This is a genomic window from Microcoleus sp. Pol12B4 (assembly GCF_036701385.1).
In the GTDB taxonomy this organism is placed as follows: Bacteria; Cyanobacteriota; Cyanobacteriia; order Cyanobacteriales; family Microcoleaceae; genus Microcoleus.
Map to the genome: position 1 here is coordinate 13627 of NZ_JAUBQR010000006.1, position 22110 is coordinate 35736.

24 protein-coding genes are annotated in these 22110 nt (G+C 45.6%); 12 read left to right on the forward strand and 12 right to left on the reverse strand.

All coding sequences use genetic code 11. From position 1 onward, the window contains the following. Positions 1-81: 81 nt before the first annotated feature. From QUA38_RS01905 to QUA38_RS01925, 5 genes are all read left to right on the forward strand, one after another. The gene (locus QUA38_RS01905; RefSeq protein WP_333066253.1) at positions 82-897 is read left to right on the forward strand and encodes a phycobilisome linker polypeptide; all 816 of its coding nucleotides are present in this window, start codon (positions 82-84) and stop codon (positions 895-897) included. Between the two features lie 192 nt (positions 898-1089). Then, positions 1090-1959 carry a phycobilisome linker polypeptide gene (locus tag QUA38_RS01910; protein ID WP_333158720.1) on the forward strand — a complete coding sequence of 290 codons (870 nt, stop codon included), beginning with the start codon at positions 1090-1092 and terminating at the stop codon, positions 1957-1959. Between the two features lie 101 nt (positions 1960-2060). Next, the gene (locus QUA38_RS01915; RefSeq protein WP_333066256.1) at positions 2061-2333 is read left to right on the forward strand and encodes a phycobilisome linker polypeptide; all 273 of its coding nucleotides are present in this window, start codon (positions 2061-2063) and stop codon (positions 2331-2333) included. Between the two features lie 242 nt (positions 2334-2575). Beyond that, on the forward strand, positions 2576-3409 hold the full coding sequence (locus tag QUA38_RS01920) for a HEAT repeat domain-containing protein (RefSeq protein ID WP_333158722.1): 834 nt from the start codon (positions 2576-2578) through the stop codon (positions 3407-3409). Between the two features lie 245 nt (positions 3410-3654). Beyond that, the gene (locus QUA38_RS01925; RefSeq protein ID WP_333158724.1) at positions 3655-4281 is read left to right on the forward strand and encodes a HEAT repeat domain-containing protein; all 627 of its coding nucleotides are present in this window, start codon (positions 3655-3657) and stop codon (positions 4279-4281) included. Here QUA38_RS01925 and QUA38_RS01930 read toward each other — a convergent pair. Continuing rightward, a complete protein-coding gene (locus tag QUA38_RS01930; protein WP_333158726.1) occupies positions 4270-4563 on the reverse strand; it encodes a DUF2103 domain-containing protein in 294 nt (97 codons plus the stop codon). The two genes, QUA38_RS01925 and QUA38_RS01930, sit on opposite strands and share 12 nt — an antisense overlap. 100 nt (positions 4564-4663) lie before the next feature. Next, the gene (locus tag QUA38_RS01935) at positions 4664-5131 is read right to left on the reverse strand and encodes a response regulator (RefSeq protein WP_333158728.1); all 468 of its coding nucleotides are present in this window, start codon (positions 5129-5131) and stop codon (positions 4664-4666) included. 427 nt (positions 5132-5558) lie between these two features. Between QUA38_RS01935 and QUA38_RS01940 the strand changes: the two genes are divergently transcribed. Continuing rightward, positions 5559-5885: an antibiotic biosynthesis monooxygenase gene (locus QUA38_RS01940; protein ID WP_006631248.1), complete on the forward strand. Its 327-nt coding sequence runs from the start codon at positions 5559-5561 to the stop codon at positions 5883-5885. Here QUA38_RS01940 and cas6 read toward each other — a convergent pair whose 3' ends face one another. Together cas6 and QUA38_RS01950 are read right to left on the reverse strand one after the other, a co-directional pair. Continuing rightward, on the reverse strand, positions 5886-6767 hold the full coding sequence (cas6, locus tag QUA38_RS01945) for a CRISPR-associated endoribonuclease Cas6 (RefSeq protein WP_333158730.1): 882 nt from the start codon (positions 6765-6767) through the stop codon (positions 5886-5888). It lies immediately after the preceding gene. Between the two features lie 191 nt (positions 6768-6958). Continuing rightward, a complete protein-coding gene (locus tag QUA38_RS01950) occupies positions 6959-8041 on the reverse strand; it encodes a class I fructose-bisphosphate aldolase (protein ID WP_333158732.1) in 1083 nt (360 codons plus the stop codon). Positions 8042-8265: 224 nt separating this feature from the next. Here QUA38_RS01950 and QUA38_RS01955 point away from each other — a divergent pair, with 224 nt between their 5' ends. The 4 genes from QUA38_RS01955 to QUA38_RS01970 all read left to right on the forward strand — a co-directional run bounded on the left by QUA38_RS01955 (position 8266) and on the right by QUA38_RS01970 (position 12656). Beyond that, positions 8266-10896, forward strand: coding sequence for a M1 family metallopeptidase (locus QUA38_RS01955; RefSeq protein ID WP_333158734.1), 2631 nt, complete (start codon positions 8266-8268; stop codon positions 10894-10896). A gap of 300 nt (positions 10897-11196) precedes the next feature. After that, positions 11197-11613: an NUDIX hydrolase gene (locus tag QUA38_RS01960; RefSeq protein WP_333158736.1), complete on the forward strand. Its 417-nt coding sequence runs from the start codon at positions 11197-11199 to the stop codon at positions 11611-11613. A gap of 140 nt (positions 11614-11753) precedes the next feature. Next, positions 11754-12275, forward strand: a complete 522-nt coding sequence (locus QUA38_RS01965) for a hypothetical protein (protein ID WP_333158737.1) — start codon at positions 11754-11756, stop codon at positions 12273-12275. Between the two features lie 33 nt (positions 12276-12308). Beyond that, on the forward strand, positions 12309-12656 hold the full coding sequence (locus QUA38_RS01970; RefSeq protein ID WP_333158739.1) for a hypothetical protein: 348 nt from the start codon (positions 12309-12311) through the stop codon (positions 12654-12656). A 5-nt stretch (positions 12657-12661) separates the two neighbouring features. Here QUA38_RS01970 and QUA38_RS01975 read toward each other — a convergent pair whose 3' ends face one another. The 6 genes from QUA38_RS01975 to petC all read right to left on the reverse strand — a co-directional run bounded on the left by QUA38_RS01975 (position 12662) and on the right by petC (position 17793). After that, positions 12662-13144, reverse strand: coding sequence for a hypothetical protein (locus tag QUA38_RS01975; RefSeq protein WP_333158741.1), 483 nt, complete (start codon positions 13142-13144; stop codon positions 12662-12664). A 51-nt stretch (positions 13145-13195) separates the two neighbouring features. Next, the gene (locus QUA38_RS01980; RefSeq protein WP_333158743.1) at positions 13196-14248 is read right to left on the reverse strand and encodes an FAD-dependent oxidoreductase; all 1053 of its coding nucleotides are present in this window, start codon (positions 14246-14248) and stop codon (positions 13196-13198) included. Between the two features lie 335 nt (positions 14249-14583). Next, on the reverse strand, positions 14584-15027 hold the full coding sequence (gene psbQ / locus QUA38_RS01985; RefSeq protein ID WP_333158745.1) for a photosystem II protein PsbQ: 444 nt from the start codon (positions 15025-15027) through the stop codon (positions 14584-14586). 111 nt (positions 15028-15138) lie between these two features. Continuing rightward, entirely contained in the window at positions 15139-15990 is an 852-nt protein-coding gene (locus QUA38_RS01990) for an alpha/beta fold hydrolase (protein WP_333158747.1), read from the reverse strand. Between the two features lie 105 nt (positions 15991-16095). Then, the gene (gene petA / locus QUA38_RS01995; protein ID WP_333158749.1) at positions 16096-17085 is read right to left on the reverse strand and encodes a cytochrome f; all 990 of its coding nucleotides are present in this window, start codon (positions 17083-17085) and stop codon (positions 16096-16098) included. A gap of 165 nt (positions 17086-17250) precedes the next feature. After that, positions 17251-17793, reverse strand: a complete 543-nt coding sequence (petC, locus tag QUA38_RS02000) for a cytochrome b6-f complex iron-sulfur subunit (protein ID WP_333066278.1) — start codon at positions 17791-17793, stop codon at positions 17251-17253. Between the two features lie 218 nt (positions 17794-18011). On the opposite strand from petC, the gene QUA38_RS02005 reads away from it, so the two are divergent. Both QUA38_RS02005 and QUA38_RS02010 read left to right on the forward strand, forming a co-directional pair. Then, positions 18012-18329, forward strand: a complete 318-nt coding sequence (locus tag QUA38_RS02005) for a DUF3067 family protein (RefSeq protein WP_190661639.1) — start codon at positions 18012-18014, stop codon at positions 18327-18329. A gap of 411 nt (positions 18330-18740) precedes the next feature. Continuing rightward, positions 18741-19049 (forward strand): carbon dioxide-concentrating mechanism protein CcmK, encoded by a 309-nt coding sequence (locus QUA38_RS02010; RefSeq protein WP_006631236.1) that lies wholly within the window; start codon positions 18741-18743, stop codon positions 19047-19049. A 204-nt stretch (positions 19050-19253) separates the two neighbouring features. Here QUA38_RS02010 and QUA38_RS02015 read toward each other — a convergent pair whose 3' ends face one another. Then, a complete protein-coding gene (locus tag QUA38_RS02015; protein ID WP_333158751.1) occupies positions 19254-20573 on the reverse strand; it encodes a calcium-binding protein in 1320 nt (439 codons plus the stop codon). Between the two features lie 671 nt (positions 20574-21244). Then, positions 21245-22090 carry a twin-arginine translocase subunit TatC gene (tatC, locus tag QUA38_RS02020; protein WP_333158753.1) on the reverse strand — a complete coding sequence of 282 codons (846 nt, stop codon included), beginning with the start codon at positions 22088-22090 and terminating at the stop codon, positions 21245-21247. Positions 22091-22110: the final 20 nt, after the last annotated feature.

Genomic DNA, 22110 nt, shown 5'->3' on the forward strand with positions numbered 1-22110 from the left:
GCATCTGCGATCCAAGCCTAGTTTTGCAAATACTTTTTTAAGCAGTTTTCAATTTTTACAGCAAAAAAGGAAGAAGCGAAGATGGCGGGACTAGCTGCAGCAGAACGGTTGGGAATAAAAGCATTTGAAGAAGCGGGACGGGTAGAACTGCGCCCCCACTGGACGCAAGAGGATGCGAAAGCAGTAATTCGCGCTGCTTACAGTCAAGTTTTCGGCAACGAGTATTTAATGTCGAGCGAACGACTTACCAGTGCTGAATCTCTGCTGCTGCAAGGGCAGATTTCAGTGAAAGATTTTGTGCGGTCAATTGCACATTCCGAAACCTATCGGAAAAAGTTTTTTTATCCGAACTCGCAAACGCGGTTAATTGAGCTTAATTATAAGCATTTGTTGGGCCGCGCTCCTTACGACGAGTCGGAAATTGCTTTCCACGTTGATTTGTACAATGCAGAAGGCTACGAAGCTGAAATCAATTCTTACATTGACTCAGTTGAGTATCAAGAAAATTTTGGCGAAAGTGTAGTGCCTTACTATCGCGGTTTCGCGACTCAAAGAGGTCAAAAAACCGTCGGTTTTAACCGGATGTTTCAACTGTACCGGGGTTTTGCTTCTAGCGATCGATCGCAAAACCAAACCCAAGCCCGGCTGACTTGGGAAGTAGCGAGAAATATGGCCTCGCCGATATACACGGCCTCCACCGGAAAAGCCCTTGGCGGCACCTCCGGCGGTTCTCGCGACCAACTCTACCGAGTCACCGCAATGCAAGGTTCCGCTAATTTTTTGCCTCAAGTGCGGCGGACTACTACCGAATATCTCGTGCCTTACGAGCAACTTTCGAGCCGCTTGCAGCAAATCAACAAACGTGGCGGCAAAGTGGTAAGTATTACCACAGCTTAAAGTTTGTAAAGACGGTTTTTTGGAAACGTCTTTAGCAAATTAGGACTAAGGCTAAAAAATTCTTCAATTTTATGTGTATAGGTAAGGTGTGCAGTGCACACCCTACTTTGAGGCATATTATCCTTAGTCCTAAAAATTTCAAGTGCAACCAAGCATTAAACTTTTGTCATTAATAATTTAGGAGAAAATCTGGTGGCGATTACAACAGCAGCGTCCAGACTAGGAACATCCGCATTGAGCGATGCGCCGAAGGTAGAATTGCGCCCGAACTACACCAAAGACGACGTTGAAACTGTGATTCGTGCGGTTTACCGTCAGGTGTTGGGCAACGACTATTTAATGAAATCCGAGCGACTCATAAGTTCCGAGTCTTTGCTGCGAGACGGCAGTTTGAGTGTACGAGAATTTGTACGCGCTGTAGCTAAGTCAGAACTGTACAAAACCAAGTTTTTCTACAACAGTTTCCAAACTCGGACGATCGAACTAAATTACAAACACTTGCTCGGTCGCGCTACCTACGACGAATCTGAAGTAGTTTATCACTTAGATTTGTACCAAACACAAGGCTACGACGCTGATATTGATTCTTACATCGATTCAGTAGAGTATCAAGAAAACTTCGGCGACAGTATCGTGCCTTACTACCGCGGCTTTAACACCCAGCGTGGTCAAAAAACCGTCGGTTTTACCCGGATGTTCCGGTTGTATCGTGGCTATGCAAACAGCGATACATCTCAACTAGAAGGCAATAGCTCTCGCTTAGCTGTCGAACTCGGCACTAACACCGCTACTGCTGTAGTTGGGCCTTCTGGCGGTAACGAAGGTTGGGCATATCGGCCTTCTGCCAGAAACGTAACTCCCGCCAGCACTTTCGGCGGTGCGGCAGCTTACGGTAAAGAAGGGCGGCTGGTGCGCGTGGAAGTTTCCGGCATTCGCACGGGTGGCTATCCCAGCGTGCGCCGCAGCAGCAAGGCTTTCATCGTACCTGTTGAGGAGTTGTCCTCGCAAATGCAGAAATTTCAACGCATGGGCGCGAAAATCGCCAGCATTACTCCAATTTAGTCAGTTGGCAGTTGGCAGTTGGCAGTTACTAGCTTTTAGTCAACCGTCAACTGTCAAAAGTCAATAGTCAACATTCAGAATCACCAATTACCAAGAAGCTTATGCTGGGTCAAATTGTAGCTGGAAAAAGTGGCAATACAGCTTCGGCTGGTCGCTGCTTTCGGTATGAAGTTGTGGGCTTGCGCCAAAGCGATGAAACAAATAATGTGGATTATTCGATTCGATCAAGCGCAAGTACATTTATCAACGTGCCTTACAATCGGATGAATCAAGAAATGCAGCGGATTACTCGCATGGGCGGGAAAATTGTCAGCATTCATCCTTTAAGCGCGAGTGCAGAATCATCCCATGAATCATCGGGTGATCACCAATAGTTTGGTTGCGGGGGCGATTAAAATCGCTCCTACAAAAGCTAGAAGGGGCGATGAAAATCGCTGCTAGACAAATAAAGTCCACTCCCAGCGGACTAAAAGTTAATTTAACCCGCCCAGGCGGGTTTTGTCTGTTTAGTAGCGATTTGAATCGGCGAGTTTCCCTAACCCTTGCAGGTTGTGTCTGGGTAGCAGCGATTTCAATAGCCGAATAACTAATAACTAATAACTAATAACTAATAACTATGGATTATTACGAATCTGACTCACCGCCGGCGGGTGTAGCTGAGGGCGAATCTTTAACTGTTGAACAGGCGATCGCAAATTTGCACTCCCAAGATTACAGTCTCCGGTATTATGCTGCTTGGTGGGTGGGCAGATTTCGCGTCAAGGAACCGGCAGCTATTGCAGCTTTAATTGCCGCATTGGAAGAAGAGTCAGAACAAACAAAAATCGGCGACTATTCCCTATTACGAAATGCGGCGCGGGCTCTGGGTAAATTGGGCGACAAACAAGCCTTGCCAGCTCTGATTCGCTGTTTGGAATGCGCCGATTATTACGTGCGGGAAGCGGCGGCTCAAGCTCTAGAAATGCTGGGCGATCGCGATTCTATTGAGCCGCTAATGAAGCTATTGGATGGGGGCGTAGTTGTTGCTGTGCGAGTACCAGGAAAATCGCACCTCGTGCAACCTTACGACTCGGTAATTGAAGCTTTGGGAACGCTGCAAGCGACAGAAGCAATACCCCTCATTTCACCCTTTTTAGAACACTCTGTGGAGCGGGTGCAGTACGCTGCGGCGCGGGCGATGTATCAGTTAACTGGAGAGCGGGTTTACGGAGAGCGGTTGGTAAGTGCTTTGAATGGGGATAATTTGCAGTTGAGGCGATCGGCTTTGATGGACTTGGGAGCGATCGGCTATTTGCCGGGAGCGCAAGCTATTTCTGAAACTTTAGCAGAAAATAGCCTGAAATTGATTGCCCTCAAAGGAGTTTTGGAGCATCACCTCAATCAACAAGAATCTCTATCTTTGTCAGATGAAGCTATCCAAGTTATGAACTTAATGGATAGTTTACTTTAAAAAATTAGTTCACAACTAAAATAGGATGGCTGTAGAGACTATTAATTGTCTCCTGTATATTTAGGACACAGTATCTGATGACACAGCAGTGCTGTTTCCCTACAGCATATCTGTATTTTAGGCAGGACACAGCAGTGCTGTTTTCCTACCTATTTTGATGAGAATGTTGGTGGGTGAGGTGGCAAAAAGTTCGATCGCGCGACCCAATCTACAATTACAATAGTCACAGTAAAGCTTATAAATAAATGGCATTAGAACTAATTCAGGCTGTCGAACAAGCAGATTCTTCCGAAGGCTTGTTAAACGCAGTCAAAGCACTGGCGGCGACTCCCTCAAAACAAGCAATTCCTACCTTAATTACAGTGCTCGGTTACAACAACCCAGGCGCCGCTGTTGCCGCCGTTGATGGGCTGATTCAACTCGGAGAAGCTGCCGTGCTGCCGCTTCTAGAACAGCTTGACGGCTACAATTACGGGGCGAGAGCTTGGGCTGTTCGGGCTTTGGCGGGAATTGGCGACCCCAGGGGTTTGGAGATTTTGCTCGATGCAGCGGCGAATGACTTTGCTTTGAGTGTGCGGCGGGCAGCCGCTAGGGGTTTGGGGACGATTTGTTGGCAACTAATGCCGGCAGAACAAATTGGAGATGCTCAACTTCGCGCTGTGAAAACGCTACTGCAAGCGTCCCGAGATCCAGAATGGGTGGTTCGCTACGCAGCAGCGGGGGGTTTGCAAGCTTTGGCGGGTGCTGCGACTGGTAAACCGGATTGGTTAGCGGAAGTTTCGGCCAGACTTGAGGAAATCACCCAAAGCGATCAAACTACTTCAGTTAGGGCTCGGGCTTTGCTTGCTAAGAAAATATTGTCACTTGGCTAGGGTTTGGGCGATGGTCTCTTCCAAGTCCCCTTGACTGAGAGTGGTTAATATAAAGACTTCTTGTACAGTTTTGCCCTGTCTGGCGATGACTTTAAATCCCCCGCGGATGGGTACTGACACTCTTAATGTCATGCGGGGGATGTGTCCTTTAACTTTGTTGATGACGCCCGGAGTGACTGTTTGAATGCCGATTTTTAGGGTGAGGCGCTCTAAAATTGGTATCAAACCGGGAAGGTGGGTAGAGTGATTCCAAACTAGGCGGCCTTTGGGTTGTGCGTTCATAAATATTTAACCAAATTCAACATACCCAGTCTAAGCCACCCCTGGCGGGAACCATTTTGAAATTCCCTCAACTTGTGTATCAATAACGTTACTGTGAGTGTCATTGCCAGCAAACCGAGGCAATCTCAAACCGAGACTTTTGATTCCTGGCGCGCAAGCTAAGATTTGATGCCGCAGAATTGTCCTGTACTTTTTGATGTTGTGGGTTGGTAACTGTCGGTTTTTCTAGTTGAGTGGCGATCGCCCCGAGCATTTCTGCTACGCTGCAAGGTTTTTTGAGATAGCCGTCCGCTTTGAGTTCCAGGGCTTTTTCTAGTTCGGAGGCTGTCATAAAAATAAACGGAATGCTGGCGGTTGCAGGGTGCGATCGCACGGCAGCAAATACTTCAAAACCATCGAGTTCCGGCATCATGACATCAGACAAAATTAAATCGGGAATTTGGGCAGCTAACTGGATACCAACTTTTCCATTCTCGGCGCCTATAGCTTCAAAACCGCGCGATTCCAGAAGTTCTAATACCGTTTCTCGAATTAAGTGATCGTCTTCAATTACTAATATTTTTTTCATTGGTTTGAGCTGGCTCTTTACTTTGTTTTTAGGGCTGTGTTATAATTGTTACAGGTCAGTTTTAAAGAATTCAATAGGGTTATTGCAAAAAACCGCTTTTGACTCGCACTTTTTACATTTTTGTGTATGCTCGCAGTTACACACAAGACTTGAGTTATCAGCAGCTTTACCTGGTGTACTAGCGGTAGAAGTCGCTCCGGCGTACCTAGGATTGTGAACGTATAAAATCAGCGATTCAATAGTTTATTTAATAAAGATTCCAGCCGCCTGACTCAAAAAGTTTCTATTTAAGTGGCGATCGCAGTTACGTGTAATTAATAAATCCGCCGATGAGCTAAGCGCGAAACTCCAACCTCTGCAGTTCACAAATTTCTGGCGATCGGGTAAAATATAACTTGCTGTATCGCTATTAAGTGAGGAAAAAGATATGTCAGAATTTCTAGACTTTCTCAGACATCAGTTTGCCTACGTTGCCATTGGCGAATTTAAACCCGGAAAATTTGAAGCGGCAGAACAACTTTTTGAAAAAGCCGTTGCAACTTATGCCACAGGTTTTAAGGGAGCATACCTGCTGCAATTGCCCAATACAGACAAAGGTATTGCCATCATTTTTTGGGAAAGCGTAGAAGATATGGCAGCCAATCAAAGCGAAGCTTATCAGGAAATATTGAAGCAGATGACGCCTTTGTTTGCCAAAATACCAGATACAAATGTTTATGAAATCGTCAGTGAAATTCAGCCCAAAAGTGAATGATTAAAAATTCTGCAACCTGCGCGTCATTCCCATACCCATCGGCGTTTTTCGCCCGACTCCACTGTAAAGTGCAAAATCTGCTAAAGTGTTAATTTGCTTGATAGTAGCAGGAGCTATATCCCCCATAATTCGGTAACTAATATCGCCGACGCAGCCAATAAATTTACTGCGAGAATCAGTACAAACTTCGGTTCGGATATCGAAGAAACTGGGAAAAATAGCTTCTGTGAAAGTAGGTTCGATCGCAATCCTGCTGTACTTGTTCCAGCGATTCGCTAAACTGCCGAAAATACTTTCTCTAGTCGGCATAGCACTATCGTATACACCTTGCCGAAAATTAGTAGGAGTGCAAAAAGTAAAAGCAATTTGGCGCTCAGTTTCCGAAGCTCTATCGAACAATTCGGCGTAAGTACAAAAGTTTACCCAAGGCTGGCTTGATTGCGGTTCGCTCAAAATATTAGTAATGTATATATTTGTAGGACCGAGATGACAAGGGATCTCGAAATTCAGTTGCTGCCAAAGTTGAGCTAGGCGATCGAACAAACCGTCATCCAGCAGAGAAATTCGCCACCAAATCGGCGTATTTTCCTGAATTGCTTGCTTGTGTTCCCACTGTACAGTCTGCGGAATAGTGCTGGAAGCCGGAGGCAAAACTCTCTTTTGTGGCTGTGGCGTACTGCTTTTATAAGATTCTTTTCTGCTTACTTGAAAAGGGCTTAAAGTAAAAGCTTTTTCATGAGATGGGTCGTGCAAGTACGCGCTCAAATCGCTGTCTACAGCACTCACAAGGTTCAAAAACAAAGCGTGGAGATGCCGCCCCGTTAAAAACTGGGATGGAATTGGTGCAACTGGCCGCAGGTTTAAAACAAGGCTGTAGGGCATTTTTAAATTTATATACTGTGTCTGTATATATGTTCAGCTAGTATTAATACTACAGCTAAGTTGCAACTTAGATTAAGGAATTTTAATCACGTAAGGTGCACAGTGTGCACCTTACGTTTACGACGATTTGTAGGTCGGGAACACCTACATTTAGGTTGTGATGTTGAGGCCAATCTCTGTGCGGTAAATTTTTAGGCGATCGAGATTTCTGGCGACAAATAAACGTCTTGGATTGCGTGGAACAATTTTACACCTTCTTCAAAGGGACGCTGAAAAGTTTTGCGACCGGAAATTAAGCCACAGCCGCCAGCGCGCTTGTTGATTACTGCCGTGCGAATTGCTTCTGCAAAATCGCTTTTCCCTGAAGCACCGCCGGAGTTAATTAAACCCATCCTTCCCGCATAACAGTTGAGAACTTGATAGCGAGTTAGATCGATCGGGTGATCCGTTGTCAAATCCGAATAAACGCGCTTGTCGGTTTTGCCGTAACTCTTGCCGCTTGCTTTAGCAACTGCTCCATAGCCGTTGTTGCATTCGGGCAATTTCTGCTTGATAATGTCAGCTTGAATTGTCACTCCCAAGTGATTTGCTTGCCCGGTTAAATCGGCTGCAACATGATAATCTTTGTCTTGTTTAAAGATATCGTTGCGGAGATAACACCACAAAATTGTCGCCATTCCGTATTCGTGAGCGTGAGCAAAAGCTTGACTGACTTCTTGGATTTGTCGCGTCGATTCCGGAGAACCAAAATAAATTGTTGCTCCCACTGCAACTGCTCCCAAATTCCAAGCTTGCTCGACGGTAGCAAACATTATTTGGTCGAATTGATTGGGATAAGTCAGCAGCTCGTTGTGATTGAGCTTGACAATAAAAGGGATTTTATGCGCGTATTTGCGAGATACGCTTCCCAAAACTCCCAGCGTTGTCGCGACAGCATTGCAGCCAGCAGAAATTGCTAATTTAATGATATTTTCGCTGTCAAAATAGATGGGATTCGGTGCAAAAGAAGCGGCTGCCGAGTGTTCTATTCCTTGGTCTACGGGCAGGATGGATAAATAGCCGGTATTTGCCAAGCGTCCGCTAGAATAGAGTTGCTGAAGCGATCGCAAAACTTGAGGATATCGATCGGTTTGAGCAAAAATGCGATCGACCCAATCCGGGCCCGGCAGGTGCAACAAATCTTTAGAAATTTTTGCTTGATGGGTGAGCAAGTCTTCGGCTTCGTCGCCAAGCCAAGATTCGATCGAACTGGGAACTGATAGTGTAGCTGTCATACAGATTTCCCTCTCAATTTCAATTGCAGGCTGATGATTGCAGACATTAACCTTGCTGATATTGTAGCGAAAAAATCATATTTTCCATCCCGTCAACGCTCGACCCAGTTTTTAACAAGTTAGCGACAACAGCAACTAGGACGCGCTACTCTATAATAAGCTGGCAGTTCAGCCGGATCTGCGCTGCCAGCGATCGCCGATCGACTCACAACTTTGCCATCACAATGTCATACACTTACTTTGATTCTGAAAACGGTCACAAATCCTTCGAGATGCCCGGTGCCAGGCCCCACTACAACCCCGATCGCCCCGGTCAAGTAGAGCATATTTTCCTCGACATAGTGCTGAATATTCCCAAACAAAGCTTTCGTGGCACTTGCAGCATCCGCATCAATCCAGTCCGCAGCGGTATTGACAAATTAACCTTAGATGCGGTCAACCTGAATATTAAATCAGTAAAAGTCGGCGAAATTGAGCAAAATTTCGACAGCGATGGCGAAGTGCTGCAAATTCAACTACACGAACCAACCGAAGCTTACCAAGCAATTACAATTGCGATCGAATACTCGGTCGAAAAACCCCAGCGAGGACTCTATTTCGTCGGCCCGGACAAACACTATCCAGACAAACCAACACAAGTTTGGACTCAAGGCGAAGATGAAGATTCCCGCTTCTGGTTTCCCTGTTTCGACTATCCTGGACAACTCGCTACTTCGGAAATTCGGGTGCAAGTTCCGAGACAACTATTTGCTATTTCCAACGGGGAATTAATTAGTACAAAAAACGAAGGCGACGATAAAATTTATCACTGGTCCCAAACCCAGGTACACCCGACTTACTTAATGACCTTAGCAGTCGGAGATTTTGCCGAAATTAAAGACGAATGGAACGGCAAACCAGTTAATTATTACGTGGAAAGAAGCCGCGAAGCAGACGCTAAGCGCAGCATGGGCAAAACGCCTCAAATGATTGAATTTTTTTCTCAAGCATTTGGCTATCCTTACCCTTTTCCCAAATACGCTCAAGTCTGCGTCGATGATTTCATCTTCGGCGGTATGGAAAATACTTCCACAACTTTGCTGACAGATAGGTGCTTGTTAGACGAACGTGCCACCCTCGACAATCGTGGCACTGAAAGCTTAGTCGCCCACGAATTGGCTCACCAGTGGTTCGGTGATTTAGTAGTAATTAAACATTGGTCTCATGCTTGGCTGAAAGAAGGTATGGCTTCTTATTCCGAGGTGCTGTGGACTGACAAAGAATATGGCAAAGAAGACGCGGCTTACTATATGTTAAATGAAGCCCGCAATTATTTAGCTGAAGACAGTTCCCGCTACCGGCGCCCGATCGTTACTCACGTTTACCGCGAAGCCATTGAATTGTACGATCGCCATTTGTACGAAAAAGGCGCTTGCGTCTATCACATGATTCGCGCCGAGTTGGGCGACGAATTATTTTACAAAGCAATTCACACTTTTGTGGGGGATAACGCTCACAAAACTGTAGAAACGATCGATTTGCTCAGGGCGATAGAAAAGGCTACCGGTCGCAATCTCATGTTTTTGTTTGACCAGTACGTTTATCGCGGCGGTCATCCAGATTATAAAGTTGCTTATTCCTGGGATGGCGACAGCAAATTAGCAAAAGTTACTGTCACCCAAACTCAGGTAAAAGATAGCAAAAATGGCAACGGCAACAGCAAAGAGGTTTTTGACCTAAAAATTCCCATAGGCTTCGGTTACAAGCCGGAAAAAGATGCAGAAGATAACATTTATGTACGTTCTACTGCTAACCTAAAAACTTTCACAGTCAGAATATACGAACGCGAGCAAAGCTTCTATTTCCCCCTAGAAGAGAAGCCTGCGTTTATCAGTTTCGATGTCGGCAATAGTTACTTAAAAACAGTCGTTTTAGAGTATGGAGTTGCCGAACTCAAAGCTCAGTTGCAGTTCGATCCAGACCCAGTTTCCCGGATTTACGCTGCCCACGCTTTGGCGAAAAAGGGAGGGCTGGAAGCGGTGAAAACGCTGTCAGAAGTTCTCAAGAAAGAGCCGTTCTGGGGAGTACGGGCCGAAATTGCCGGTCAGTTAGCTGAAATTAAACTCGACCAAGTTTTTGAAGGTTTAGTAAGTGGTTTAAAAGATAAAGATGCTCGTGTTCGTCGCGCTGTGGTGAATGCGCTGGGTAAAATCCAAACTCACGAAACTTATAAAGCGCTGAGGTCGATCGTCGAAAAAGGCGACGACAGCTATTACGTAGAAGCAGCAGCAGCGAGTGCTATGGGTTCTATTGCAGGGGCTAACCCCGACGAAAAACCGACCGACGAACAGGTACTGAAAGAGTTAAAATTGGTGCTCAAAGAGCGTCAGGGCTGGAATGAGGTAGTGCGATCGGGTGCGATCGCAGGTTTGGCGCAGATGAAAACTTCTGAAGATGCGCTGAATCTAATTTTGAAATACACAGCCGCGGGTACTCCGCAAGCTTTGCGCTTGGCTGCAATTCGATCTTTGGGCACAATTTCGACTGGTCAAACGAAGGTCAATTTAGAACGGATTTTGCAGCGATTGGCAGAATTATCTAAAGAGACGTTTTTCTTGACTCAAGTCTCTGTAGTAGTGGGATTAGGACAAATGCAAACTCGCAAAGCAATTCGCATTTTGCGTTCTTTAGCTGACCAAACTCCCGATGGTCGCGTCCGCCGCATGGCTGATGAAGCTGTGCAAAGAGTGCAGAAAAATGCTGGTTCTGATGCAGCGGTAAAGCAGTTGCGGGAGGAATTAGACCAGGTGAAAAAGGAGAATCAAGATTTGAGGAGTCGGATGGAGAATTTGGAGGCTAAGGCGAAGAAAGATTAGGTGTAAAACCCCATACCGGCGTAGATAAAGGCAGATATTGGCGATCGGCTTTTATCGGCTTGTCGGTAGAGGATAGCGCGCGGTTATTATAATAATATAATTGTTCAGTGGGAGTGCATTTAAATTTGCTACTTTCCACAAAGTCTAAAAGCCAAATATCTCTATTCCTCACTTTGTTCTTGTCTCTAATGGGGACTCATGTAGCATCAGGATACAATGTTTATTTTTTAGTGGTAAACAGTTCATGAGGTTGCAGCAGCTTTTGCACCCAGACATATTGCATAAATCATGACATAAATCATGAGTATAAAAACCGCTTTACTGATTGAGCAATCGGGGGTAATTCCCTATCGCATTCAAGACGGAAAAATTGAAGTAATGCTGATTACTTCTTCGGCTAGCAAGCGCTGGGTGATTCCTAAAGGATTAATTGAACCTGACATGACTCCCCAAGATTCCGCCGCCAAGGAAGCTTGGGAAGAAGCAGGTTTGTTGGGTAAAGTGTTTCCGGATTTGCTGGGAACTTACGAGTATCAAAAGTCCGGCTATATTTGTCAGGTAGGAGTATTTTTAATGCAAGTGCAAGCCGTTCTGGAAATTTGGCCGGAAGCTAGCAAGAGAAAGCGGCAGTGGGTAAGTATTCCTAAAGCAATTAAGCGGGTTAACGAACCGGAACTCAAACTCATTCTTGCGGATTTGCCGAATAGGTTCTGGTGAAAAGTTATCGGTAAGGGCGGCTTTACCAAGACTTTGGTTTTTAACCATAAATTCTGGTGAACTCGCTAAAAGAACAAAATGACTGAAGACTATATGCTGTAAGATTCTGGAGATGCGATCGCCCGGAGCCATCTCCTCAGATGACCAACCTTAACCCGATTAAAATTCTCTTCCTGAATGACCTGCGCGAGAACAAGCCCGAACGTCCAGGCTGGTCACTCACCTTCGGAGCCATCTGTGCAGATGCAGCCGCCGTTTGCCTCGACGATGGAGGACACTCTATCCCTGTGACGCTGACAATCGAGGGGATTCAACCCTGTGAAATCCAAATTCAATGGGATGCGATCGATGATACTATCCGTCGGTTCAACGCCGATCGGGAAGTTGCCACTGAATATGGAGCCTACGGTATCGCGGCGCTCATCATGCCTCACCTCACTGGACTCATCATCATCGAACGCTCAGTCAAAGGTAAAGGCTTAGGTTTTGACTTTTGGCTTGGTTCGCTCGAAGATCCAGGCACGCTATTTCAACGCAAAGCCCGCTTAGAAGTCTCCGGGATTCGTAAAGGTTCTGACAGCATTATTCAAGCCAGAGTTAACATCAAATTAGAACAAATCCGCCCTTCAGATGACGTAGCTCCTGGCTATGTATCTGTTTGAGTTCGGTACTCCCAAAGCACGGATCGTCAAAAAATGCAGACCGTAGAAGCCCTTCACCACGAAGCAATGGAACTGGTCGATCGAGCCGTTCTCGCCCGTCAGTGCGGTGATATCGACCAAGTGACTGCACTCACCAGAGCCGCCTTTGCGAAAGAACGGGCGGCAGCGGATTTAGTAGCAAACGAATGGAATTTTGAGCCTACTCGTTCTATACTGCATCGGAGCGCCGCCGTACTTGCCATTGAGTGTGCCCAACTCTGGGAAGCAGAACGGCTGATTGGACGTGCCCTCGCAGGCACTTCTCCCACGGACATTGCGGATGAACTGCGTGACCTGCTTATAGAAGAAATTTACTCGCAGCGCCAAGCGATTGGAGCTTAATTTATTTAGGCGTTAGCTGAGAGGAAAGGAATGCTTTCGGCTAAGTTATCCTTAACTTGAATTCCCTGTTTTCTCGCCCAAAACTGGCTCAAAAAGTGAATTTGCCGCAAGCCGACAACTAAATTTAAACCGGGTACAAAAATCCACCATACGGTTAGCGGTTCTTTAATTCCTTCTTGGCGGTACAATTCGTTAACTGTCTTGTAAAGTTTGAACTGCACGATGTAAATCCAAGCAATACCTAGCAAGGAAAACCAACCAAACCATCCGGGAACGTCAGGGTCGAGTATCCGCCAAGCTTGGGGGACGGCTACTCCTAAAACAAAAGGAAGCAAGCAAAAAGTTCCCGACCAACCGCTGCCGTTATAGCGACGCAATTCTTCTTGAATAATCCATTTGTACCATCCGTAATATAGCAGCAAGCTGACTCCAGACAGCAAAATTACTCGCCACAAAGAGCGCGGTTTACCTAAAGGTTTGTCGGACATATTTAAATGTAAGATATGAATGGCTATCTTGATTGTATTAACATTTGTTAATTATTGCAAAATCATTTCTCGAATCGATCGCGCTGTTGCAGGGGCCAGCAGAACACCGTTGCGATAGTGGCCGCTGGCGATGAGAACGCGATCGTTACCCGGAAGCGTCTCGATAATTGGGGCCGGCCGCCCTTCCGGACGCGGGCGCAATCCCGACCATTTCCTGATGATTTCAGCTTCTGCTAAGGCGGGACAAAGCAAACTCGCCCTCGCCATCACTTGCGCCAACATATCAGCATTCGCCTGAATTTCCCCGCCATTTTCTGAAAACTCCACCGTCGCCCCCACCCAATATTCCTGATTTTCCAAAGGCACAATGTGAACGTCATCGCACGTAATTACCGGCTTAAAATCTGGGTTTCCTACAGGATTGGCCGATCGCAAATGCAGCGCTTGTCCCAACACCGGGCGAATGTCAACCAACTGATTTAAGGATGCAGTCACAGCACCAGAACCCAAACCAGCCGCCACAATTACTCGATCGAACTCCAAACTAGCAGCAATCGCCGCTGCTTCAACTTCCACGCCAAACTCAAAAATTACCCCATTTCGTTCAGCAGCATCAACCAAAGCCAAAGTTAGCGCCGTCGGATCGACTTGCCGGTCTTGAGGCGAATAAATCGCAGCAATAATCTGAGCATTTAAATAGAGATGAGGGCAGCGATCTCGCACTCGTTCCACATCCCAAAGTTCCAATTGCCAACCTTGAGAACGGCGAGTTGCTATCAAATTTTCCCACTTAATTAAATCCTCTCCCTCGGAAAAAAGCATTAAAATTCCTTGTTTGTTAAAAGGAATTTTTCGCCCCGTAACTGCTTCCAATTCGGGAATCAAAGTTTCGTAGCGCTGAAGGCTGGTTTCCCTCAACTGCCAATTTCTACCCTTAGTTTTGTGGCTGATAACTCCCATCAAAACACCGAGTGCAGCGCCAGTCGAACCTTGTGCCGGCGGCTGTTTGTCGAACACAGTAACTTTCAGTTCGGGAAATTGACTTAGTTCAAAGGCGATCGAAGCCCCAACAATACCGCAACCAATAATTGCAACGCGAATCATTCAATTTTAAATTTTAAATTTTAGATTTTAGATTTTAGATTTTAGATTTTATAGAAGTTTTTCGTATGGTTCTGAGCGCAAAGCGTGTCAAATTAACAGTAAAATCCTCTGTTTTTATCGTTTGTCTCGAAGTCTCGATCCCCCTAAATCCCCCTTAAAAAGGGGGACTTTGAATGCTCTGCCCCCCTTTTTAAGGTGGAGTTTGAATACTCTTGTCCCCGCCTTACTCAGGGGGGTTAGGGAGGATCTAGACTCGACGACAAGCGATATTTATTATGGGTTTCAGTCTTAATTTGACACCCATCCATTGCCAAGCCTACAAACCCCTAAAGCTATTAAGCTTTAGGAATTAGCTGCAAAAAGGTATCGAAATCATTGACAGCTTTTTGATAGCTGGCCGTGACTTTTGCATAGTCAAGCTCTTTAGCAGCAAGATCGATGTTAACCAACTCGCTAAACAAACTCTTAGTTAAATCAACAGCTTGTTGTTGAGAACTAGGCAACAAACTCGCAGAGACGGTTTTCATGGTGTTCCGCAAGTCGCCTAGAGGCCCGTGAATGTAAGTTCTGGTATCAACCCAATTTTGTTTTTGAATTAAGGTTCCCAGTTTATCCATGCGCGATCGGAACTCGGTCAGAGTAGGAACATAGCGCTGAATTTGCTGGGTTTGGGCTGCTGTGTAAGTCGTTGGAACTTTTGCTTCGACACTGCTGCAACTAACCAGAAATGCCATCAAAAACGCCATCATCAAGGCAAAAATTGAACGGGGACGAGTCATATCGATTTTAGATTTTAGATTTTAGATTTCTCGTTCTCAGGCTCTGCCTGGGAATGCAGCTCGGCGAGGAGCTGGTTCACTGACCTAGCACCGAGAGTTATGTACAAAATATTATTTTACCTCCTGGCGGCGCAGAAAAGTGATCACAGAATTGCCAACTTTTTCTGACCAATGTTCTTGAGGATAATGCCCCGCTTGTTCCAGTGTGACTAACTCTGCATTTTGCAGGGAACCGACTAGCTTTTGAACTGGTTCAACACTCAGCCAAGGATCTGTCAAACCCCAAACAAATAAAGTTGGTCGAGTCCATCCTTTCAAGCCGGATTCAATTTCGGCCATTGACTGCGGCAATTGAATATTGCGGACAGTATTCATCAGCGATCGACCTGCATCCGAACTCTTCAAAAACGGGCTGCGGTAAACATCTAAATCCTTGTCTGATATTGTCTGGCGGCTGCCACCTTCGAGAGTTCTGTCAACCAAAAGCGGGTCTTGCGTCATCATGTCACCAATAAAAGGTAGCCCCAACTGCTGCATTTTCCAAGGCAATTTGATATCTGGTGAAACAGGTGTATTTATGATGGCTAAACGCTCAATTTTATCGGGATTGCGTAAAGCGTATTGAATTCCGGCTGAAGCTAAAAATCCTTGGACAACGAGGGAAAAGCGGTCTAATTCTATAGCTTGAATAAAGCCAGCGAGGGCGTCAACAAAAGCATCGGGAGTGTAGGCAAAGTCGCGCTTGTCTGGTTTTGTCGATCGCCCGTAGCCCACCCAATCAGGGGCGATCGATCTAAATCCCTGTGCAGCCAAATCCGGCATCATTACAGTCCAGGTAAAACTCTGGGATGGCAAACCGTGCAGCAGCAGTACGGGCAGTTTACCCGTTTCGTTAACCGGATTTGTTTCCCGATAAAACCATTGCAGCGGGCCTACTTCAACTATCTTCTCATCAATTAACATTATTTTACTGGTTATTTATCAAAGAATAAGGCGGGGAATACCCGCCCTACTTACCTAATAGTTGGGTGTGCATAGAACACCTTACCCAACTAATTACAGCCGCGTTTAGAAATTCATTTCAGCAGCTTGAACTTTTTCGACCTGTTTCTTCTTGAGAACCAGCATGATTTGAGCCAGCATGGTTATAGCCACGAAAGCCATCAATCCTTTAACTCGACCTGCACTTTGCAGCACAATCTCCACGTCTTTTTGACCGAAGCCGCCCACATTAGGATTGTTCGTCAAAAGTTCGCCTGCTGCAACTGTTTGTCCTTCGGAAACAATCAGTTCTGGGCCTGCTGGAATCGTATCAACAACGGCTGCACCTTGGGCAGGTTGAATTGTCACTTGATAACCGCCATCTTCAGGTTGAGCAATCTTAGAAATGGTGCCAGCTACCGAAGCATTGTAAACAGTATTATTGCTCTTTTCGCCAGTAGGATAAACCTGACCGCGACCGCGGTTGCCACCAACATAAATTTGGTATTTGCCATAGTGAACGGACTTGTCAGTTTCCGGATTAGGCGACAAAACTGGGAATACCAATTCTTTGTACTGTTCTCCCGGTACTGGGCCCACTAAAACAATATTTTCTTGGGTTTCGCTGTAAGGTTGGAAGTAAAGATCGCCGACTTTTTCCTTCATTTCTTCGGGAATTCTGTCAGCGGGAGCAATTTTGAAACCCTCGGGCAACATCACTACAGCGCCTACATTCAAGCCGCTTTTGCTGCCGTCGCCCCCAACTTGTTGAACGTTAGTATCGTAGGGAACTTTGACAATAGCTTCAAACACCGTATCTGGCAAAACAGATTGCGGTACTTCAACTTCAGTCGGTTTTGCACCGAGGTGACAGTTAGCGCAAACAATCCGGCCTGTTGCTTCGCGGGGAGTAGCGGGTGCAGTTTGCTGAGCCCAGAAAGGGTAAGCAAATGCTGCTTGGGGAAGTGCGATATCGCTGGTGAGGAAAAATCCTGCAGCGGCGATCGCAATTAAGGCTGTTTTCGCGATCGTCCTGGCACTGCGGCGAAATATCGCAGATAAATTAGTTTGTGGCATTAGAGTATTCAATCTCAAAGGTCAGACAATTTTGGATTTTGGATTTTGGATTTTGGATTTTGGATTTTGGATTTTGGATTTTGAGAGTGCTTTAGGGATGCAATTATCTATGGTTTTCACCATTCACCCCCTATCTAAAATCTCCTATCTAAAATCCAAAATAGTTTAAGACCACCAAGGTGCTTCGCCGGTGCGGAAATCAGTTTCTGTCCAAGTTGTAAAAGCGATCTTGTCATCTGCGACAGTGGCGTGGGCCAGGGCCAGAGACAAAGGCGCGGGGCCGCGCACCACTTTGCCCTCATTGTTGTATTGAGAACCGTGGCAAGGACAGATAAACTTGTTTTCGCTAACATTCCAAGGCACGACGCAACCCAAGTGAGTGCAAACTGCATTGATGCCGTAGTCGGCGATAGATTGGTCTTCTTTCACCACAACATAGGTGGGGTCGCCTTTGAGACCTTGGGCTAAGGTGCGATCGCCCGCAGGGTGCGAAGTCAAATATTCGCTAACGATGATGTCGTTACCTAAAGCATCTTTAGCTGTCACTCCGCCGCCAACTGCCCCACTCGACGGAGGAACAAAATATTGGACAACGGGATAGAGTGCGCCGAGTGCAACACCTGTGACTGTACCGAACGTCAGCAAATTCATAAATTGGCGACGCCCCATATCGGGAACATCGGGATTTCCAGCAGAAGATTGAGCCATGACCTGCCTTTACGGTTTTAAGTTACGTTTGTTTGTTTGTTAGCTGTTAGCGAACCTGTACGTGCAGAGGAAGGAGGATAATTGCCGTTAATCTGCTCGCACAAATTTTAGGCCGCGAAAATTCCTTTTAAGAATGCGCCTTCCAGCCTTTATTAGAGTATTATTACATTTTTTGAACTTTGTCTTTTATTGTTTAATGGATTAACTCAGGAGCAACCATGACGGGCAAGGATTTACACCAACTACTGCTAGAAAAATGGGGAAAGTCTTACGATATCAGATTGCGGCGAACACGGGGCAAGATTTTTGTGCAAGTTATGTGGAAATATCTAGAACAGGCATCTTTTCCCATGACGGAGGCTGATTATTTCGAGCATTTGGATGCGGTGGCCAATTACCTCAACGGCTGGGGGAGCACAGAACAGGTGAGAGAATACATCGTAACTACTCGCGATCGCCCGCGCTTGGGTAAAGCTGTCAGCGTTCCCCTAGATTTGGGTGAAAGAGCCTCGGAGTGGTTGTTAGACGAGTTTTGAATCACTCAGTGGATTTTAGATTTTAGATTTTAGATTTTAGATAGACTCCACAGCCGGGATCTGGGGGAGTTCCCTCAAGTTTTGTGTCGCGCCGCGGCTGGATGAGTTGAGCCCAAAGTCCCGAAAATCGCTCGGCGAGCTTGTCATACGACTTGCCGCTGGTGAGAAACTAAGCTGTGGCGCATCTAATTTGCACGGGTGTTTTGATTCAAAGTCTTGTGTGGCGGGCTTTGCTGCGCGCGCCCTGCTGTGGGATTTAAATGCTGCAACAGCTTGTGGGGCTTTTTAGGGGCTTTTTAAATTTTGGGTGATCGGACTTCTAGCTTACCAAAATCATCGGAACCAATTTCTGTCAACAATTTCACATACAATGAGTGTCAGATATCTTGTGAAATTTAGGAGAATGTTGTAATGGGTGTTGCACTGGGAATGGTTGAAGTCTTAGGATTTCCCGCTGCAGTAGAAGTTGCGGACTCAATGGTGAAAGCAGCCCGTGTTACTTTAGTTCGCTATGAGAAAATAACCCGCGCCTACTGGACAATAATAGTGCGAGGAGATGTTTCTGAAGTGCAAGCAGCCGTTGCTGCTGGAATTGAATCAGTTAAAAAGGTCGATGGCGGAAAGTTGCTATCGTATCACATAATTGCTCGTCCCCACGAGAATCTGGATTACGTTTTGCCGATCGGCTATACTCCCGAAGTCGAACAGTTCCGAATGTAGTCAAAGTTTTGACAAAACTTTGGTGTGGAATTTTAACTTTTAGTAATTATAGAGGCGCGGGCGATCGCGTCTCTATATTTTTTTGGCTGTGAGTCGATATATTTTTGTGCTGTGTTTATCTGCGGTATATTTTGCCGAAACAAAAGCCAGAATAATTTGTAATTCTTAACCGCAGATAAACGCAGATAAACGCAGATAATACAATCACCCGGTAATCAAATCACTGGCGGTGATTGTGATCTGAACTCCCTTCAAAATTCCGATGATTTGGCCATTTTGACGAATCTCGGTATCTGAACCATTAATCACGGATTCAGAAATTATGTCTGCAAACGGAATTTGTTCCAGCGGAGGGGGATATGGAAGGCGAGAACGTACCAAAAGTTTATCTTCACCTTGTTTGAAGTCAGCAATAGTATCTATTCCATAATTCATCCAAAGCCTAAACTTGTCAGCTCCGCTGCTACCAACGAGATAGTCATCACCGTTCTTACCAAAAAATAAGTCGTCGCCCCTCCCGCCAATCAACGTTTCCCTGCCGTCTCCACCAAGGAGAGTATCGCTATACCTAGAACCTATCGCTACTTCGATGCTGGAAAGCGAGTCTATGCCCTGCCCGTAGGAAGCCCGACCTAACCCAGATTGGTCGCCGACTGACCCCAACTCGATATAGACGCCAATTCCTTTATCACTGTAAAATATGTCTCCAAATAATCTTCCATTACTATAAAATACTGTGTCGATACCATCCCCACCATTGAGCAAGTCATTGCCCTCTTCTCCTCCATAGAGCAAGTCATTGCCCTTTTCTCCATTGAGATTGTCATTGCCACCTCCTCCATAAAGTAAGTCATTTTCAGTCCCACCCCAGAGAGTGTCATTGCCAAACGAGCCATTGAGAGTGTCTTCGTTACTTCCGCCATAGAGCAAGTCATTCCCCTCTTCTCCATTGAGATTGTCATTGCCAAACGAGTCATAGAGGCTGTCGTTGCCCTTTCCTCCATAGAGCAAGTCATTGCCCTCTTCTCCATTGAGTAAGTCCTTGCCACCTCCTCCATAAAGTAAGTCATCTTCAGTCCCCCCAAAGAGAGTGTCATTGGCAAACAAGTCGCTATAGCGAATGTCGTCATTATACGAGGTGCCATAGAGAGTGTCATTACCAGCTCCGCCATCGAGCACATCATTGTCATACGAGGTGTTAGAGAAATCGCGACCGCCATAGAGCAAGTCATTGCCAAGTCCGCCATTGAGAGTGTCATTACCATTCCAGCCATAGAGCAAGTCATTGCCAGGATTGCCGTGCAAACTATCATTGTTATTGCCACCATTGAGAGTGTCATCAGCAGCCCCGCCCAAGAGAGTGTCATTTCCTCCTATGCCATAGATGATGTGGCTTTCAAAAATAATTGGTAGTGGGGGCGGTTGGCGCCGGAAGAAGTCGAAGAAGCCAGAAAAAAGACCGGGTTTTGGTTCTTGGGGGTATAAGAAGTCAGCAAGATAAGTGCCTTCTATTGTTACTACCATATATTTAATTCCCGATTGAGATTAAGAAACTGAAACAGTCAAAAAGCTAAAAATTTACAGTGTGGATTTTTCAAATGAACTTACTAAAAAAATTCACTCAAAAAACTAACAACTTTCCTCTCCTAGACAGCCAAAAAACTCAAAAATTATAGCTAGACTTTAGTGAACCAGGTTGACCCTCTTGCTAAAGTTTTACGCTCTTATTCAGTAATTTCACTGTGTTGGTATGTTATCTCTAAATTGAATACTAATGATCAGCTCGTGTCAAATCTTCATGTAAACCTTAAAAACTAAATCATTAAAATAACTTATGATTGCCAGCGAGAGCACCTAAAAAATAGTGTGAATTTAGGCTAAAAACCTTGGTCCCAGACATGGCACACTAAACTTTGCTAATGCGAATTGGATGCCTTATTGGTAAAAATTATTGAAGAGTTGCTAAATCAGCAATGATGCTGATATAAAACAATCAACTTACTCAAATATCTCAAAAGCTTAGCTTTACACAATATTTATAAGCTGTCAGAGGTAAATACTCTATTCGCGCTCGCAATAACTGAAACGATGTTTTTAAGATAAGTTGACAACAATCCCAATCTCGGCTAAAAATAGCAGACAAATTTAAAATTCAGATGTTCGGTAACTTTTACATTGTCTGCTATTCTTAATTCTCATCGTCCTAAAAGCTTTACCAAACCAACCCCGCCAAAATACAAGCTCAGCACCGCACCTCCTAAAAGACTTTGCGTTAAAGGGTCAGTAGAAGGCGTTAACACCGCTCCCAAAACTGCCGCTCCCAAAACTACATACCGCCAGCCGGAGAGCATTTGGTTAGAAGAAACTATGCCCAAAACGCCGAGCAATACTTGGACGATCGGGATTTGAAAAGCTAAGCCGGTGCTGAACATTAACAGCAGCACAAATTTAAAGTATTTGTCGATCGACCACAACTGCTCTACAACATCCGCTCCATAGGTAACAAAGAAGTTGAGCGCCGCCGGAATCAGAGCGATGTAAGCAAAGACTAACCCGCCCAAAAATAGGAAACTCGACCCGAAAAACACAGGCCCAAGCAACCTGCGTTCTTTGCGAGTCAAGCCGGGGAGAACAAACAGCGCTATCTGGTAAAAAATAAACGGACTGGCGAGGAGCAAACCGCTGTATCCGGCTACTTCGATAGAAACAAAAAAATACTCGCCGGGAGCTAGTTGCAGAAACTTGACCGGTCCGGCCGGTACTTCTAGCAGTTGGACGATAGGTTTAACTGTGAAAAAGCAACCGATTACAGCGATTACTACTGCAATTAGCGAGTAAAAAAGTCGCTGACGCAATTCTTCTAAATGGTCGAATAAAGACATTTCAACTTCGTCAGGAAGTTCGTCGAGAAATTCGTTTTCTAAGTTGCGAGAACCCATCGCACCGCCTGCGATTGGTGCAATGCTGTTTTCCTGGCTAATTGCTTCGAGATTGTTGTCGGAACCTTGTTCGGGTGTCTCCAAGTTTGAGGGAGCAGTCATAGGAAATGGGTAATTAGTAA

Excerpts from the sequence above, each read along its gene's own strand:
- QUA38_RS01905 (WP_333066253.1), top strand. The coding sequence starts at position 82 with ATGGCGGGACTAGCTGCAGCAGAACGGTTGGGAATAAAAGCATTTGAA.
- QUA38_RS01915 (WP_333066256.1), top strand. The coding sequence starts at position 2,061 with ATGCTGGGTCAAATTGTAGCTGGAAAAAGTGGCAATACAGCTTCGGCT.
- QUA38_RS01920 (WP_333158722.1), top strand. The coding sequence starts at position 2,576 with ATGGATTATTACGAATCTGACTCACCGCCGGCGGGTGTAGCTGAGGGC.
- QUA38_RS01925 (WP_333158724.1), top strand. The coding sequence starts at position 3,655 with ATGGCATTAGAACTAATTCAGGCTGTCGAACAAGCAGATTCTTCCGAA.
- QUA38_RS01930 (WP_333158726.1), bottom strand. The coding sequence starts at position 4,563 with ATGAACGCACAACCCAAAGGCCGCCTAGTTTGGAATCACTCTACCCAC.
- QUA38_RS01935 (WP_333158728.1), bottom strand. The coding sequence starts at position 5,131 with ATGAAAAAAATATTAGTAATTGAAGACGATCACTTAATTCGAGAAACG.
- QUA38_RS01940 (WP_006631248.1), top strand. The coding sequence starts at position 5,559 with ATGTCAGAATTTCTAGACTTTCTCAGACATCAGTTTGCCTACGTTGCC.
- cas6 (WP_333158730.1), bottom strand. The coding sequence starts at position 6,767 with ATGCCCTACAGCCTTGTTTTAAACCTGCGGCCAGTTGCACCAATTCCA.
- QUA38_RS01950 (WP_333158732.1), bottom strand. The coding sequence starts at position 8,041 with ATGACAGCTACACTATCAGTTCCCAGTTCGATCGAATCTTGGCTTGGC.
- QUA38_RS01955 (WP_333158734.1), top strand. The coding sequence starts at position 8,266 with ATGTCATACACTTACTTTGATTCTGAAAACGGTCACAAATCCTTCGAG.
- QUA38_RS01960 (WP_333158736.1), top strand. The coding sequence starts at position 11,197 with ATGAGTATAAAAACCGCTTTACTGATTGAGCAATCGGGGGTAATTCCC.
- QUA38_RS01965 (WP_333158737.1), top strand. The coding sequence starts at position 11,754 with ATGACCAACCTTAACCCGATTAAAATTCTCTTCCTGAATGACCTGCGC.
- QUA38_RS01970 (WP_333158739.1), top strand. The coding sequence starts at position 12,309 with ATGCAGACCGTAGAAGCCCTTCACCACGAAGCAATGGAACTGGTCGAT.
- QUA38_RS01975 (WP_333158741.1), bottom strand. The coding sequence starts at position 13,144 with ATGTCCGACAAACCTTTAGGTAAACCGCGCTCTTTGTGGCGAGTAATT.
- QUA38_RS01980 (WP_333158743.1), bottom strand. The coding sequence starts at position 14,248 with ATGATTCGCGTTGCAATTATTGGTTGCGGTATTGTTGGGGCTTCGATC.
- psbQ (WP_333158745.1), bottom strand. The coding sequence starts at position 15,027 with ATGACTCGTCCCCGTTCAATTTTTGCCTTGATGATGGCGTTTTTGATG.
- QUA38_RS01990 (WP_333158747.1), bottom strand. The coding sequence starts at position 15,990 with ATGTTAATTGATGAGAAGATAGTTGAAGTAGGCCCGCTGCAATGGTTT.
- petA (WP_333158749.1), bottom strand. The coding sequence starts at position 17,085 with ATGCCACAAACTAATTTATCTGCGATATTTCGCCGCAGTGCCAGGACG.
- petC (WP_333066278.1), bottom strand. The coding sequence starts at position 17,793 with ATGGCTCAATCTTCTGCTGGAAATCCCGATGTTCCCGATATGGGGCGT.
- QUA38_RS02005 (WP_190661639.1), top strand. The coding sequence starts at position 18,012 with ATGACGGGCAAGGATTTACACCAACTACTGCTAGAAAAATGGGGAAAG.
- QUA38_RS02010 (WP_006631236.1), top strand. The coding sequence starts at position 18,741 with ATGGGTGTTGCACTGGGAATGGTTGAAGTCTTAGGATTTCCCGCTGCA.
- QUA38_RS02015 (WP_333158751.1), bottom strand. The coding sequence starts at position 20,573 with ATGGTAGTAACAATAGAAGGCACTTATCTTGCTGACTTCTTATACCCC.
- tatC (WP_333158753.1), bottom strand. The coding sequence starts at position 22,090 with ATGACTGCTCCCTCAAACTTGGAGACACCCGAACAAGGTTCCGACAAC.